Raw genomic sequence first — 15,337 nt, 5'->3', positions numbered from 1 at the left:
GGCGATGGAGTGAGCGAACCCTGGCGCAGCCAGGGCCGGATGATCGGGCGGAAGGTTTTGGTTACTTTGCCCGCAAAGTGACTCGCCCGGGAGGGCGAAACCAGAAACATCAGCAAAAACGCGGCAATCCGGAACGGGCACAAGAACAACCAACAAGCCAACACACAACCTTGCCAGTCCGTTATCAACACCGAACTTCCCCGAGACTCCACGAAGAACCTGTATCAACGCCCTGCTACCGGGACAATTGCTCCGTCAGCACGAAGCGAATGATGTCGGCGTTGGAGTTGAAGCCCATCTTTTCCATCAGGCGGGTCTTGTGCGTGCTCACGGTCTTGTTGCTGATGGCCAGGCGTTCGGCGATCTGGTTGACGCTCAAACCATCGGCGAGCAGGCGCAGCACCTGGAATTCCCGATCCGAAAGGCTGTCCAGGCCGCTGTCACGCTGCTCGGCATTGGCGAACGCCAGTTGCTCGGCAATGCGTGGATCCAGATAGCGGCCGCCCTTGGCCACCTTGTTGATGATCGCGAGGAGGGTTTCGGCATTGTGATCCTTGGTCAGGTAGCCGCTGGCGCCGGCGCGCAGGGCGCGTTGGGCGATCTGCGCTTCGTTGTGCATGCTCAGCACCAGGATCGGCAGCTTCTCGTAGTGGCTGCGGATGCGAGCGATGAGATCCTCGCCGCTGATGCCAGGCATGCTCATGTCCAGCAGAACCAGGTCGACCTCGATATGGCGCAGGTTTTCCAGGACCTGGCCGCCGTTTTCAGCTTCTGCGACGACCTGCAGGCCACTGTCGAATTCGATCAGTTGCTTGAGGCCATTGCGCATGATGGTGTGATCGTCAGCGATCATGATGCGCGTCATGGGGTATTCCGTTTGGACTTGATGGGTAAGGTTGCCTGTACGGTGGTGCCTTGCCCAGGATGGCTGAAAATGACCACTTCGCCACCCAGGCTGATGCCACGTTCGCGCATGCCGGCGAGCCCCAGCGAACGCTTGCTGACCGAGGCCTGGTCGAAGCCGCGGCCGTTGTCGGTGATGTCCAGGCGGCAGACGCCGTCGAGGTGTTCCAGGCTGACCACGGCGCGGCTGGCGCCGGAATGGCGTCCGATGTTGTTCAGGGCCTCCTGGACGATGCGAAAGGCTGTGGTGGCCTGGTCGTCGGTAAGGGGCGGTTCGTCGCTGTGGGTGGTCAGCTCGCACTCGATCCGGCTGTGCTGGCGAAACTCGCTGATCAGCCATTGCAGGGCCGGGTACAGGCCCATGTTGAGCACCGCTGGGCGCAGGCTGGTGGCGATGGAGCGCACCACCTGGATGGTGCGGTCGCACAGGCCCATCAGGCCATCCACGGCCTCGTTCAGGCCAGGCGCCTGGGAGCCGAACTGCAGGTGCAGCATGGAAATACCCATGCGCAGGGCCGTCAGGTGCTGGCCCAGTTCGTCATGGATTTCCCGTGCGATCAGCTTGCGTTCTTCTTCGCGCGCCGATTCCCGGCGCGAGGTCAGCTCGCGCAGTTGCTGGTTGCTCTCGGCCAGGCGCCGCTCGGCCTTGCGAATATTGGTGATGTCGCGGGCCAGGGACAGGATGCTGACGATCTCGCCGTTGTCGTCCCGTTCGGGCACCAGGCGTACCAGATAGTGCTGTTGCTGGTCGCTAGGGGCGTCGAGGCCGAGGATCAGCTCTTCCTCGAGGGAAACGCCACGGCGGGCGACTTCCCGCGTCATGTCGGCGAGGATGTCGACCTGCGCGTTATCGCCGAAGGCATCCCGTGCGGGGCGACCCCTGGCCTCGACCAGGGGCATGCGGCACAGGGCCACGAGGGCCGGGTTGGCGTAGAGCAGGCGGAAGTCGGGAGTGAGGCGTCCGATGGCGTCGGGGGTGTTCTCGATCAGGGCGCGGAACTGACGTTCATTCTGCTGCAGCGTGTCGGTCAGGCGCTGCTGCTCGGTGAGATCGTGCAGCACCGCGAGGCTGTAGCCACGCCGGTCGTAGTGGAAGCGGGTGAACTTCACCAAGACGTGGTAGTGGGCGCCGTCGACGGGATTGCTCAGTTTCAGTTGGACGCTCTGTTGCTGCTGCACCAGTTCGCGCAAGGCCGGCTCGTCGTGCTTGGCCAGCGGCGGCAGCGCATATTCGATGCCTTGCCCTATCAGGTACTGGTGGGCCTGGCCGAGCAGGCGACTGGCGGCGTCGTTGAGGTACTGGATGTGCAGGTCTTCGTCGAGCAGCAGGGCGCCGTCGGCGGTGTAGTCGAGGGCGGAGCTGAGCAGGTAGACCTGCTCGGCGCGCTCCTGGGTCGAGCGTGCCGGGGTGAAGCGTATCAACAGGTGGGCGGCGCTGGTCTCGGTCTCCGGTATCCAGCAGACGCTGGTGCGCAGCCACCGATAGCCCTCCTGTCGGCAGTTGAGCCGCAGTTCCCCGCAAGGGATGTCCGTCTGCTGGCGTCTGGCGCGCTCGGTTGCGTAGTCGAAGGCGTCCTTGTCCTGTGGGTGTAGCCAGTGCACCAGCGGTTCGTGCGAGGGCAGTTGCACATCGGCGCCCAATAGTTCCAGCAGCGCGGGGTTGGCGTATTGCAGGCAACCATCCAGACCGAGCAGGCCGAGGCCAAGAGGGGCCGAGCGCCAGGTCGCCTCGAGCAGGGCATTTCTCGCGTGATGATCCTTCACGGTGTTCCCCCGGTGACTGATTTTTCCAGTATGGGTCAATTTTCCTCAAGTCGTCTTCGACGTCGCCTACCCGCGCCATCGCTCAGCTACGCAGGATATGGCCCGGTATCTGCTCCAGGGGAATCTCGCGGCTGACCGCACCGAGCTTCATCGCCTCCTTGGGCATGCCGTAGACCACGCAACTGGCTTCGTCCTGGCCGAGGGTGAGGGCACCGGCTTCGGACATCTCGCGCAGGCCCCGGGCGCCGTCGTCACCCATGCCGGTCATGATGATGCCGGTGGCATTGGCCCCGGCGGCGCGGGCGGTGGAGCGAAACAGCACATCCACCGAGGGCTTGTGCCGGCTGACGGGCGGGCCGTCGACCACCTCGACCAGGTACTGCGCGCCGCTGCGCTTGAGCAACATATGCCGCCCACCCGGAGCGATCAGGGCGCGGCCAGGGATGACGCGGTCGCCATGGCGGGCTTCGAGCACCTCGATCTGGCACAGGCCGTTGAGGCGTTCGGCGAAGGCAGCGGTGAAACGCTCGGGCATGTGCTGGACGATGACGATGCCCGGGCACACGCGTGGCAGGGCGGTGAGCACGTATTCCAGGGCCTGGGTGCCGCCGGTGGAGGTGCCGATGGCCACGACCCGCTCGGTGGTGCGCGCCATGGCGCTGCCCTCGACTGCTGGTAGCACGGCGTCGGCGCCGAGCTTGGGCGTGACCGTGGCTCTGTTCTTGAGCTGACGCAGGTTGGCGCGAGCAGCCGCCTTGACCGCACCGAGCAGGTCGTCGCTGGCATTGACCAGGAACTTGCTCAGGTTCATCTGTGGCTTGGTGACGATGCTCACCGCGCCTGCGGCCATGGCCTGCATGGTGGTGCTGGCGCCTTTCTCGGTGAGGGTGGAGCAGATCACCACGGGCGTGGGGCGTTCGGCCATGAGTTTTTTCAAGAAGGTGATGCCGTCCATGCGTGGCATTTCCACGTCGAGCACGATCACGTCAGGCCATTGCCGCTCCATCTTGCTCAGGGCGAACAGCGGATCGGCCGCCGTGCCGAGCACTTCGATGGCCGGGTCGGCGGCGAGCACCGACGCCAGTACCTGGCGAACCACCGCCGAGTCGTCGACGATCATGACTTTGATGGGTTTCATCTGGGTTGGATTCCATGGGGAGTGCCGCTGTCCGTCGGAAGAGAAGACCGTTTCAGTGCCAACTGGCCGCTCCAGATATCGAATAGCAGGTGGATGTGGCTGGTACCACCGACGAGTTCGCCATGACTCACCAGCCCATGCTGGGCAATAAGCTTATGAGCCATGTCGACGTTCTGCTGGCCGATGTGGCTCTTGGTTCGTGGCTGGAGGTCGGGAAACATGTTGCCGCCACCGAAGATGCGCAGGTGATACTCGCTAGGGCGCGTGCCATGGGCGCTCATGGCCTTGAACAACAGGAGCATGGCCTCGTCGGCGTAGCGCCCATCCAGCGGCAGGCCGGGCAGGCCGCGTGTTGGCAGCATGTAGTGGCACATGCCGCCCAGGCGATGGCGTGGGTGCCAGAACATCAGGGCGACGCAGGAGCCCAGCAAGGTGCGAATACGGGTACCGGCCCCCGCGAAGTGCAACTCGCCGGGGTTCAGGTAGACATCATGGGTCGTAGCGGGCCTAGACATCGGGATTGCGGTAGATCGAAGGTTTCACGGCCTTGAGCCTGTCATCGATACCGTTGAGGCTTTCCGAGTGGCTGATGATGAAGTAACCGCCCGGTCGCAGGCGGCCGAGCAGGCGGTTGACCACCTGGCGCTTGGTGTCGCCGTCGAAGTAGATCATCACGTTGCGCAGGAATATCACGTCGAACTGGCCGATCTCCGGTAGCGCGTTGTTCAGGTTGATCTGCTCGAAACGCACGCGACGGCGCAGGGCCGGATCGATCAGCAGGGTGCCCTCGTTGGCGCCCACGCCACGGAAACAATGGCGCACCAGCATGTGTCTCGGGATGTTCTCGCTGTCCTGCAGGTCATAGACCCCGGCGCGGGCACGTTCCAGCACCCGTTGGCTGATGTCCGAGGCGAGAATTTCCCAGGGCTTGTCGCCAAGCACGTCGGCCAGCAGCAGGGCGATGCTGTAGGGCTCCTCGCCGCTGGAGCAGGCACCGCTCCAGATGCGCAAGGGGCGGCCACTGGGCACGAGCCCAGGCTGGCCCAGACGCTCACGGAGAAAGTCGAAGTGCTTGGGCTCGCGGAAGAAGTAGGTCTCGTTGGTGGTCAGCAGGTCGACGCAGGTCTGCAGTTCCGCCGGGTTCTGGTGCAGGCGGCGGAAGTAGTCGCCATAGCTGGCGAGCGCGAATTCGCGCAGGCGTTTGCTCAGCCGCCCGGCGACCAGGGGTTTCTTCGCCTCGGACAGGCTGATGCCGGCGATGTCGTAAATCAGTTGGCGAAACTGGGCGAACTCCTGATCGCTCAGGCTGATGGCCGTGGCACTGCTCATGAATCCGCCGGCGTCGGGTCGGCTGGCGCGCCAGCCTGATCGAGCAGGGCGATTTCGTCGTCGGAAAGCACCTTGCCGACCTCCAGCAGTACTACCAGGCGCTCGTTCAGCTTGCCCATGCCGCGGATGAAGTCGGCGCGGATGCGCTTGCCGAAACTGGGCGCCGGCTCGATCTGTTCGCTGCCCAGCTCCAGCACTTCGTTGACTGCATCGACCACCATGCCGATCACCCGCAGCCCCTCGGCGGTGGTGATTTCCAGAATGACGATGCAGGTGCGCGGGCCGATTAGAGTGGCCTGGCCACCGAAGCGCAGGCCGAGGTCGATGACCGGCACCACTGCGCCGCGCAGGTTGATCACGCCGAGGATGCTCGGTGGCATCATCGGCACGCTGGTGAGCTGGCCGTACTCGATGATCTCGCGCACGGCATGGATGTCGACGGCGAACAGCTCCTGCGCCAAGGTGAAGGTCAGGTACTGGCCGGCGGCGTTGGCAGTGGCCATCGCTTACTCCTGAAAGCGCACGTAACCGGCCGGCAGGCCACCGGCCATGGGCGCGCCAGCGTCGTCATCGGCGTAGGCGTGGCGCGGCGAATTGCTGGGCCGTGGTGGCTGGGCCTGGCGTTGCGGGTTGCGTACTCCAGCGCTGTTGTTGAGTTTGAAGAATTCCATCAACTGCTGCAGTTGCTCGGCCTGGCCGCTCATTTCCTCGGCGGTGGCGGCCAGTTCCTCGGACGAGGAGGCGTTCTGCTGGGTGATTTCGTTGAGCTGGTTCATCGCCGTGCTGATCTGGCCGACACCCGAACTCTGCTCTTCGGAGGCGGCGGCGATCTCCTGCACCAGGTCGGAGGTCTTGGCGATGGAGGGCACGATCTCGTCGAGCAGGGTGCCGGCGCGTTCGGCCAGTTGCACGCTGGACTTGGCCACTTCGCCGATTTCCTGCGCCGCCACCTGGCTGCGTTCGGCCAGCTTGCGCACCTCGGCGGCCACCACGGCGAAGCCCTTGCCGTGTTCGCCGGCGCGGGCCGCTTCGATGGCGGCGTTGAGCGCCAGCAGGTTGGTCTGGTAGGCGATGTCGTCGACAATGCCGATCTTGTCGGCGATGGTCTTCATCGCACGCACGGTTTCCTTGACCGCCTGGCCGCCTTCGCTGGCTTCGCCGCTGGCCTTGCTCGCCATGCCGTCGGTGATGCGGGCGTTCTCGGTGTTCTGCGCGATGGAGGCGGACATCTGCTCCATCGAGGCGCTGGTTTCCTCCACCGAGGCGGCCTGCTCGGAGGCGGCCTGGCTCATACTCTGGGCGGTGGCGGAGATCTCTTCGGAGGCGCTGGTCAGGGCATCGGCGTTGCTGCGGACTTCGGCGATGATCTGTGCCAGACGTTGCGACATGTTGTGGATCGCGGCCAGCATGCTGCTGGTGTCGCCTGGGCGGGTATTGATCTGCACGCGCAGATCACCTTCGGCGATACGAGTCACCACTTCGGCGGCGTAGCTGGGTTCACCTCCGAGTTGACGCAGCAGGTTGCGGGTAATCAGGGTGCCGAGCAGGCTGATCACCAGCAAAGTAATCAGGGATACGAGAATGGAGACCAGAGTGGCCTGCTGCAGCGTCTCTTCAGCGGCCTGACTGCCTTTGTTGGCAGCGTTGACGTTATATTCCAAGTGGGCATTGAGAGCCTCGCTCAGTGGCGCGATGGCCTCTTGTTGCAAGGCGATGAGGGCATCGCGAGCTGCATCGTTCTCGTTCCTGCGTGAGTGCTCCAGAGCCACGTCGGCGCCCTGCAAGAAGGCGGAGATCCCTCGGCGGTCAGCATCCAGTAGTTGTTTGTCCTGGTCATCGGACAAGACCTTGGTGTACTCATCGATTGCCTGCTGGATGTCTTCTCGGCTGTTCTTTATCTGGGATTCAAGTTGCGCCATGGCGCTGGCATCAATCGTCAGGATATGCCGGTAGGTCAGTTGTATCTGGGCGTTGACCGCACTGCCCAGCTTTTCCAAGGCGACGATGCTGGGAACCGAGTTGACGTTGCCGTAGTTGGCGGCAGTGAATACCTGGCTCATCTGGTGGTAACCCACTCCAGCCAGAATAAGGATGCCGAGCAAAGCCGAAAGAACCAGAAGAATCATCTTTTTACTGATAGTCATTTGTTTGCTCCTGCGCGCGCTCGCGTTTCGCATGAAAGGTAATTTGATGTCATCGGCTCAGCCTGCCAGAGGACGCTATCTCAGCCACCGCCAGGGTGTTTTCGATGGTCAGCAGAACGATGAAGTCATCGCCTTTGCGCACCATGCCGTGAATGAAGTCGTCGCGAATGGGGTTGCCGAAGGCCGGTGCAGGGCGTATCTGGCCCGCATCGATTTCCAGCACCTCGCTGACGGCATCGACGATGATGCCCAGCACCTGGGTGTCTTCTTCATCGGTCACCTCGACGATGATGATGCAGGTGCGTTTGTCGATACGGCTGGCACCCTGGCCGAAGCGCAGGCTCAGGTCGATCACCGGCACCACGGCGCCGCGCAGGTTGATCACGCCATGGATGCAGGAAGCTGCCATGGGCACGCGAGTCAACTGGGGATACTCGATGATCTCGCGCACGCACAGGCCGTCGAGGGCGTAACGCTGCGCGCCAAGCTCGAAGCTCAGGTATTGCTGCGGCGTGTCGGGCTCCGACGCCACTACCGCAACTGCCGTGGCGGTGTTCTCTGGCGGTTTCTGCGCGGCGCTGGCCTGGCTGCTGGAACTGCTCATGTTGTGGGCTCTATCGGTGGTTTCAGGCTTCGCTGGCAACTGGCAGCGCCGTGTTGGCAGCAGGGGTGCTGAGTTCGTTCAGCAGGTTGGGAATGTCGAGAATCAGCGCCACGGCGCCGCTGCCGAGGATGGTGAAGCCACCAATGCCACGGCAGTTGACGAACAGCTTGCCCAAGGGCTTGATCACCGTCTGGAACTCGCCCATCAAGCGATCAACCACCAGCCCGGCGCGCTGGCCGGCATAGCTGACCACCACCACGTTCTCGCGGCGCGGCGGCTGGCCTTGTTCGTCGAACAATTCGCGCAGACGAATGAACGGCAGTACCTCACCACGCAGTGAAAGGTGACCACGGCCTTGCTGGGTGCCGGGTTCCAGCTCGATGCATTCCTCGACCAGATCCAGCGGGATGACATAACCCGCCTCGCCGACGCCGACCAGGAAACCGTCGATGATGGCCAGCGTCAGCGGCAGGCGGATGCGCACACAGGTGCCTTTGCCGAGCTGGCTTTCCAGGTCGATGCTGCCGCGCAGGGCGGTGATGTTGCGCTTGACCACGTCCATGCCGACGCCGCGCCCGGACAGGTTGCTGACCTGGTCGGCAGTGGAGAAGCCGGGCTCGAAGATCAGGTTGAAGGTTTCCTTTTCCGTCAGCACCTGGCCTTCGGCGATCAGGCCGCGTTCACGGGCCTTGGCCAGGATGCGTTGCGGGTCGAGGCCACCACCGTCGTCGGCCACTTCCAGGACGATGCTACCGGCATCGTGGTAGGCGTTCAGGCGCACGTTGCCCTGCGCCGGCTTGCCGCGTTCAAGACGCACGGCCAGGGGCTCGATGCCATGATCCATGGCATTGCGCACCAGGTGGGTGAGCGGGTCGGTGATGCGCTCGACCACGGTCTTGTCCAGCTCGGTGTCGCCGCCGCTGATGGACAGGGCGATGTCCTTGCCCAGCTCACGCGAGACGTCGCGCACCACGCGCTGAAAGCGGTTGAAGGTGGCGCCGATCTGCACCATGCGCAGGGTCAGGGCCGAGTCGCGCACTTCCTCGACCAGGCGCGAGAGCAGCTCGGTGGATTCGAGCATCTGCGCGTGGCCGACTTGCTGGGCGGTCATGCGCGCACCTGCGCCGGCGATGATCAGCTCGCCGACCAGATTGATCAGTTCGTCGAGCTTGCCGGCATCGACGCGGATCAGGCTGCTCTCGTTGCTGCGGTTTTCCTTGACCTGTTGCTGCTTGTGCAGGGCGGCAGCGATCACCGGCGGCTGCACCAGGCTTTGCTCCATCAGCACCTGGCCGATGGGGCGCGGTTCGTCCTGCTGCTGGCTCTGCACCTGCGCGTGCAGTACCTCCTGCAGTTCGGCGGTGGTCAGGGTGCCGCAGCGCATGAGAATTTCCCCCAGGCGCATGTCTTCTTCGGGCAGGGCGCGGATCAGCTCGAGGTATTCGTCGGACTTGCTGTGCGGCGGCAGAATGCGGATCAGGCTGTCTTCGCGGACGAACTCGAACGCGCCCTCGATGGTGGCTTTGTCCGCGTCGCTGACGAAGGCCAGCTCGAAGCCGAGGTAGCAGGTCTCCGGATCCATCTCCGCCGCCGGTGGGATGCGGTCGAGCAGCGGCACGATGCTGACGATCTGCCCAAAGGTGTTGAGGTAGCGCAGCAACGACAGCGGATCCATGCCGTTGCGCAGGGTATCGGGGCCGAAGCGCAGCGACAGGTGCCAGTGGTCGGCGCTCAGGCCGCCGGCCACGCTGCGTTCGATCGGGCGCTCGCTGTGGCTGGGCAGGTTCTGCGAGGCTGGCGCGCTGGCCATGTACTGGCTCAGGCGCTCGGCCAGCAGGCGATTCTGTTCCAGGGTCGGGGCATCGACCTGCTCCAGGTCGCCGTGCTCGTCGAGTTGGTTGATCAACTGACCGAGGTGGTCACCGGTTTCCAGGAACAGCGCCGTCAGCGTTTCGTCGAACTGCAACTCGGCATTGCGCACCCGATCGAGCACGCTCTCGGCGATGTGGGTGAAGGCGACGATCAGGTCGAAGCCGAACAGGCCGGCCGAGCCCTTGATGGTATGGGCCGCGCGGAAGATGGCGTTGATGATGTCGGCATCGTCGGGCGCGCTTTCCAGTTGCAGCAGCGCCTCCTCCATCTGTTCCAGCAGTTCGCGGCTTTCGGCGATGAAGGTCTTGAGCACTTCGTCCATGTTCATGCTGGGTCACTCGCCGCAGGTTTGATCAGGATGGGGTCGCCGAAGAAGGACGCCAGACCGCTGAGCTCCAGGGCCTCGATCACGGCCGGGCTGTGGTGGCTCAGGCGCAGTTTGCTGCCCACTCGCTCGGCCTCTTGCTTGGCCAGCACCAGCAGTTGCAGGCCGGCGCTGTCGAGCTCATCCAGGGCGGCCAGATCCAGTTCGACTTCCGTGCCAGGGGTCAGGGCGCGCAGGAGCAGGCTCATGTGTTCGCCGACGCTGTAGATGGTCAACCCACCTTCGAGCGGCAGGATGCGGTACAGGTTTTCTCCGGGCGCGTCCGTCATGGCGGCAACCTCAGGGCAGGATCAGCTTGGACACGGCAGAGAGCATCTGTGCCGGCTGGAAGGGTTTGACCACCCAGGCCTTGGCACCGGCCGCCTGGCCTTCGCTTTTCTTCGCTTCCCCGGCCTCGGTGGTGAGCATGATCACCGGGGTGAACTTGTAGGCCGGCAGTTGCTTGACGTTCTTGAGGAAGGTGATGCCGTCCATGTTCGGCATGTTCACGTCACTGATGATCAGGTGCACCTTGCGCCCGTCGAGCTTGGTCAGCGCGTCCTTGCCGTCGCAGCCTTCGATGACGTCGTAGCCGGCACCCTTGAGCGTCATGCTGACGACCTGGCGGATGGATGCTGAGTCGTCGACGATAAGTACGGTCTTGCCCATGAGAAACCTCAGAAGAAGGTGATATCGGAATCGTTGCGTTTGCCAGGAGCGTTGCCCTGATGGATGGCGTGTTGCTCGGGCATGGTGTAGGTCTGCGCCAGTTCATCGAGCCAGTGCTGTACATCCAGGGTCGCCGGGGGCAGGCCCTGAGCACGCCGCTCCTGGCTATCGGTGAGGTGACGCTGCAGTTTGTCCAGGTCGCCTCGGATATGGCCGAGCATCTGGCTGGTGCGATCCTGGAACTGCAAGGCCACCAGCACTTCGGCGATGTCGTTGGCGACGATCACGTTCTGGCTGCGCATCGCCTCGTTATGACTGACGATGGCGCCGGCGCTGTGATGGAAGCGGCTGATCACGCCATTGATCACTTCGCTGGCGTTCTTCAGGGTCAGGGCGTCGGTCTTGGCGTATTCCTGGGAGATGGTCAGGGTCTTGCCGATGGCGCCGTTGACCACGCCGACGGTTTCGCTGATGCGCTGCCCGGTCTGCCCCGACAGCGTCGACAGCTTGCGCACCTCGTCGGCGACCACGGCGAAACCGCGGCCGCTCTCGCCGGCACGGGCCGCTTCGATGGCCGCGTTGAGCGCCAGCAGATTGGTCTGCTTGGCGATCTCGGCCACCTCGTTGGCCATGGCCTGCAACTGCTCGGTGAAGTTCGAGAGCTGCATCACCTCCTGCAGCATGGTTTCCTTGCTGGCCAGGGCTTCGCGCAGGGCCATGATGATCAGGTCGAGTTCGTGCTGGCTGGTGGAGAGCAGGCCCACCAGACGGTTACCCGCTTCGCGCTCGGAATTGTTGCCGAGGCTCTGCTGGATGCGCCCGGCGAGGTTGGAGAAGCGCTCGCTGAGCGCGGAAATGGCCTCTTCGGTGTGGCTGCGCGCGCTTTCGATCTGCTGTGACCAGAGCGGTAGGGTCTGTTCGCAGAGCCGCGTCAGATCGCTTTCCAGATTGCTGCTGACGTTTGGCTCGTGGCTGTCCGGCTCTGCGCCTGTGGTTCTGGCGGGCGCGCTCGCGGGAATCTGCAACAGCAGCAGAGTACCGACCAGGAGCAGGGGTAGAAGAGCATGGAGCGGGGCCAGCCAGTCAAATTGCACGGCCAGGATGGCCAGGATACCGCAAAGTAGGATCAGTGTCGGGATAAGCCGAGGGTGAAGATGAGCGCGCACGAGTGGCTCCGCGACAGTCAATGGGGGAGTGGCGCGAAGGACTTTCCAGGCGTCGAGCGGTGCAGCCCCTGCCTTTTCGTTTCGTTCCATCGGCCAATTCAGGATGCAGGAGCGCCACGACTGTCAGGCATCGGGTTATTTCTGGATTTTCACTCGGACAATCCCTCTCGCCGAGTAGGAATATCCTTAGCTGATATCGGACTTCGTGAGTAGGGAAGCGAACTTGACCAGGTCTGCATTGCTGGTAAATCCCATCTTTTCCATCAGATTTATCTTATGGGTGCTGACGGTCTTGTTACTGATCATGAGTTGCTCGGCGATCTGATTCACGCTCATGCCATCTGCCAGTAGTCGCATGATCTGGAACTCTCGATTGGTCAGGCTGTCGAGCCCGCGGCTGGCGTGTGGCTTGAGGTTGTTCAAGGCAATCCGCTCGAGCAGGTCGGGGTCGATGAAGCGGCCGCCGGCTGCGACTTTCCTCACCGCCTCGATCAGGGTCTCGGGGGGTTGGGTCTTGGTCACATAGCCAGCCGCGCCGGCGCGCAAGGCATGTATGGCGATCTGCACGTCGCTGTGCATGCTCAGCACCAGGATAGCCAGCCTGGGATACTGATGGGTGAGTCGTGAAATCAGTGCCTCGCCGCTGAGGCCCGGCATGCTGATGTCCAGCAGCAGCATATCCACGTCCAGGGTGCGCAGGTGTTCCAGAGCCTGCTGACCGCAGGCGGCCTCTCCGGCGATGTGAATCTCCTGATCCAACTCGAAAATTCGTTTGAGGCCCTCGCGCATGATCGTGTGGTCATCGACGATCATCAGGTTGATCATGGGGTTTCCTTGGTGGCGTGATCTGGCGGGGGAAAATGCTCTGCACGAGCGTTCCTTGCCCCGGATGACTGAATATGATGACAGGGCCGCCCAGGTGCTGGCCGCGTTCGCGCATGCCGCAGAGCCCGTTGGAGGCCGGCGTGATGTCGTTGAGGGCGAAGCCCTGGCCGTCATCGCTGATCTCCAGCACGTACTCCTGTTCGCGCCGCTCGATGCTGACCTTGGCACTGCGGGCATTGGCGTGGCGCAGGATATTGGTCAGTGACTCTTGCACGATGCGGTACAGGTGGCAGGCACGTTCGGGATCCAGGTCGATGCCCTGCTGTGGAGGCTGGTAGTGCAGGTCGATGGCGCAGAGCTGGCGAAAATCCTCGATCAGGTTCGCCAGGGCCTGGTTCGGATCACTGGCGAATCGCTGCGTGTCGCTGCAGTCGATGTTGCGTATGGCGTCGATGGCGCCATGGGCCAGTGCAGCCAGACGGCTCACCTGTTCCAGAAGGTCGGGAGACTCGTGACCCATGCGCATGCGCAATACGCCGAGGCCCTGCAAGAGAGCGGTCAGTTGCTGGCCCAGCTCATCGTGCAGTTCGCGGGCGATACGTTTGCGTTCCCTGAGGCGTGCCTGCCTGCACATGTGGATCAGGTGTGCGCGACATCTGGGGCAAGTGGCGCTTTCATGCGGTAGCTGAGCGTCGTCGTGTAGCTCTGAGAGCCTCGTTGCAGTGGTCACCTTTGCGCTTCTCTTTCTTTCTGTGCAGTTGATCGTGCTACTCGATACACGGTGACTGCAGTGTTCTCCTCGTGTTGCGCATTCGACATGCGAGTCCGCTCGCGTGGCTAGCCGACATGAGCCCGTTGTGGTCTTGATGTCCGGCACGAGGGTATGGCGTCGCTATTCCCTCGCCAGGCCTGGAGAATCATGCAATAACCCATTCATTGCGCAACACATACCAGACTCGGCGGCGGGCATTGTCTCTTTGTGTCTGGCGCTGGAATGCCGCTTATCGCCTTAGGCGACGAAGTCATGCGCACCTGCGGAGCTAGCATATCGTCGAGATTTATTTTTGACGTTATGTTTTTATTTCGACGATATCTTGGCGTTTTTTCTGCCCTATGCTAACGGGCGAGGATGTTCCGGCGTCCAACTAAGAGTATGAACGGCATTGCGCCGTCACGGGCGAGTCAGAGGGCAAGGGAGCAGTGGGGGCGTGCCAAATGGCATGCCCCCGCCGAAACCGTTTCGGCAGGGGCTGATGTTCAGCTATTGGGCAGCAGGCGAACGGTCAGGCTCTTGATGTAGCGGGTCTCCGCAATGGCCATGTGCTCGGGATGATCCGGGCCCTGAGCACCACGCTCCAGCAACTGGATGTTGCGGTCGAGGTGGCGTGCGCTCTGCAGCAGGATCTGGTGCAGGCTGTCTTCGGCCAGGTGCATGGAGCAACTGGCGCTGACCAGGATGCCATCCTTGTTGAGCATGCGCATGGCCATCTCGTTGAGGCGGCGGTAGGCAGCCTCACCGTTCTTGATGTCCTTCTTGCGCTTGATGAAGGCGGGTGGGTCGGCGATCACCACGTCGAAGCGTTCCTCGGCGGCCTTGAGCTCACGCAGGGCGGCGAAGACGTCACCCTCGACGCAGGTGACCTTCTCGGCCAGGCCATTGAGCGCGGCGTTGCGTTCCACGCCATCGAGGGCGAAGCCCGAGGCGTCGACGCAGAACACCTCGCTGGCGCCGAAGACAGCCGCCTGCACGCCCCAACCGCCGATGTAACTGAATAGGTCGAGCACGCGCTTGCCCTGTACGTAGGGCGCCAGGCGCGCGCGGTTCATGCGGTGGTCGTAGAACCAGCCGGTCTTCTGCCCTTCGATCACCGGCGCCTCGAACTTCACGCCGTTCTCTTCCAGGGCCACCCACTCCGGCACCTGGCCGTAGGCGGTTTCCACATAGCGCTGCAGGCCTTCGGCGTCACGTGCGCTGGAGTCGTTCTTGAGCAGGATGCCGCTGGGCTTGAGCACCTGGATGAGCGCGGCGAGTACCTCGTCCTTGTGCCGCTCCATGGTGGCCGAGGCCAGTTGCACCACGAGAATGTCGAAGAAACGGTCGACCACCAGGCCCGGCAGCAGGTCGGAGTCGCCGTAGACCAGGCGGTAGCAGGGCGTGTCGAACAGGCGCTCGCGCAGGCTCAGGCAGACGTTGAGGCGGTGCACCAGCAGCGACTTGTCCAGCTCGTGCTTGAGATCGCGCGACAGCAGGCGGGCGCAGATCAGGTTGTTCGGGCTCATGGCGACGATGCCCAGCGGTTTGCCACCGGCGGCTTCGAGTATGGCCTGGTCACCGGCCTCGAAGGCAGTGAGCGGTGTCGCGGCCACATCGATCTCGTTGCTGTAGACCCACAGATGGCCGGCGCGCAGGCGTCGATCGGCATTGGCTTTCAGGCGCAGGCTGGGCAGGCTGGACATGGCGTTGGGCTCCAGGAGAAAAAGGGCGGGATTATAGCGGGTCATGCCGCTGGGCTGTGAGGGAAAACGGGGCCTTGCGTCTGCTGTGGATTGGCAGGTTCG

General features: G+C 63.2%; 15 protein-coding genes. All 15 read right to left on the bottom strand.

Features of this window, described 5'->3' with window-relative positions; all coding sequences use genetic code 11:
* Window positions 1–235: 235 nt before the first annotated feature.
* The 15 genes from OU800_RS21485 to OU800_RS21415 all read right to left on the bottom strand — a co-directional run bounded on the left by OU800_RS21485 (window position 236) and on the right by OU800_RS21415 (window position 15,235).
* Window positions 236–865, bottom strand: coding sequence for a response regulator (locus tag OU800_RS21485; protein ID WP_268179373.1), 630 nt, complete (start codon window positions 863–865; stop codon window positions 236–238).
* The gene (locus OU800_RS21480) at window positions 862–2,667 is read right to left on the bottom strand and encodes a PAS domain-containing sensor histidine kinase (RefSeq protein WP_268179372.1); all 1,806 of its coding nucleotides are present in this window, start codon (window positions 2,665–2,667) and stop codon (window positions 862–864) included. Before OU800_RS21480 ends, OU800_RS21485 begins: the two co-directional genes overlap by 4 nt.
* An 82-nt stretch (window positions 2,668–2,749) precedes the next feature.
* Window positions 2,750–3,805, bottom strand: coding sequence for a protein-glutamate methylesterase/protein-glutamine glutaminase (locus tag OU800_RS21475; protein WP_268179371.1), 1,056 nt, complete (start codon window positions 3,803–3,805; stop codon window positions 2,750–2,752).
* Window positions 3,802–4,320 carry a chemotaxis protein CheD gene (locus OU800_RS21470; RefSeq protein WP_268179370.1) on the bottom strand — a complete coding sequence of 173 codons (519 nt, stop codon included), beginning with the start codon at window positions 4,318–4,320 and terminating at the stop codon, window positions 3,802–3,804. The genes OU800_RS21475 and OU800_RS21470 overlap by 4 nt, the downstream gene beginning before the upstream one ends.
* Entirely contained in the window at window positions 4,313–5,134 is an 822-nt protein-coding gene (locus tag OU800_RS21465; RefSeq protein WP_268179369.1) for a CheR family methyltransferase, read from the bottom strand. The genes OU800_RS21470 and OU800_RS21465 overlap by 8 nt, the downstream gene beginning before the upstream one ends.
* Entirely contained in the window at window positions 5,131–5,637 is a 507-nt protein-coding gene (locus OU800_RS21460; protein WP_268179368.1) for a chemotaxis protein CheW, read from the bottom strand. Before OU800_RS21460 ends, OU800_RS21465 begins: the two co-directional genes overlap by 4 nt.
* Before the next feature lie 3 nt (window positions 5,638–5,640).
* Window positions 5,641–7,278, bottom strand: a complete 1,638-nt coding sequence (locus tag OU800_RS21455; protein ID WP_268179367.1) for a methyl-accepting chemotaxis protein — start codon at window positions 7,276–7,278, stop codon at window positions 5,641–5,643.
* A 49-nt stretch (window positions 7,279–7,327) separates the two neighbouring features.
* A complete protein-coding gene (locus tag OU800_RS21450; protein ID WP_268179366.1) occupies window positions 7,328–7,882 on the bottom strand; it encodes a chemotaxis protein CheW in 555 nt (184 codons plus the stop codon).
* 22 nt (window positions 7,883–7,904) lie between these two features.
* Window positions 7,905–10,082, bottom strand: a complete 2,178-nt coding sequence (locus OU800_RS21445; protein WP_268179365.1) for a chemotaxis protein CheA — start codon at window positions 10,080–10,082, stop codon at window positions 7,905–7,907.
* A complete protein-coding gene (locus tag OU800_RS21440; protein ID WP_268179364.1) occupies window positions 10,079–10,408 on the bottom strand; it encodes an STAS domain-containing protein in 330 nt (109 codons plus the stop codon). Before OU800_RS21440 ends, OU800_RS21445 begins: the two co-directional genes overlap by 4 nt.
* Before the next feature lie 10 nt (window positions 10,409–10,418).
* Window positions 10,419–10,787, bottom strand: a complete 369-nt coding sequence (locus tag OU800_RS21435; RefSeq protein WP_268179363.1) for a response regulator — start codon at window positions 10,785–10,787, stop codon at window positions 10,419–10,421.
* An 8-nt stretch (window positions 10,788–10,795) separates the two neighbouring features.
* A complete protein-coding gene (locus OU800_RS24460) occupies window positions 10,796–11,470 on the bottom strand; it encodes a methyl-accepting chemotaxis protein (protein WP_442964793.1) in 675 nt (224 codons plus the stop codon).
* Between the two features lie 669 nt (window positions 11,471–12,139).
* The gene (locus OU800_RS21425) at window positions 12,140–12,778 is read right to left on the bottom strand and encodes a response regulator (protein ID WP_268179361.1); all 639 of its coding nucleotides are present in this window, start codon (window positions 12,776–12,778) and stop codon (window positions 12,140–12,142) included.
* Window positions 12,753–13,412: a sensor histidine kinase gene (locus tag OU800_RS21420; RefSeq protein ID WP_268179360.1), complete on the bottom strand. Its 660-nt coding sequence runs from the start codon at window positions 13,410–13,412 to the stop codon at window positions 12,753–12,755. Before OU800_RS21420 ends, OU800_RS21425 begins: the two co-directional genes overlap by 26 nt.
* A 623-nt stretch (window positions 13,413–14,035) precedes the next feature.
* Window positions 14,036–15,235, bottom strand: coding sequence for a class I SAM-dependent rRNA methyltransferase (locus tag OU800_RS21415; protein WP_268179359.1), 1,200 nt, complete (start codon window positions 15,233–15,235; stop codon window positions 14,036–14,038).
* Window positions 15,236–15,337 lie beyond the last annotated feature (102 nt).

It is taken from the genome of Pseudomonas sp. GOM7 (assembly GCF_026723825.1).
In the GTDB taxonomy this organism is placed as follows: Bacteria; Pseudomonadota; Gammaproteobacteria; order Pseudomonadales; family Pseudomonadaceae; genus Aquipseudomonas.
The sequence above is the reverse complement of the archived record's forward strand: the minus strand, read 5'-3'. Positions and strand labels throughout refer to the sequence as shown.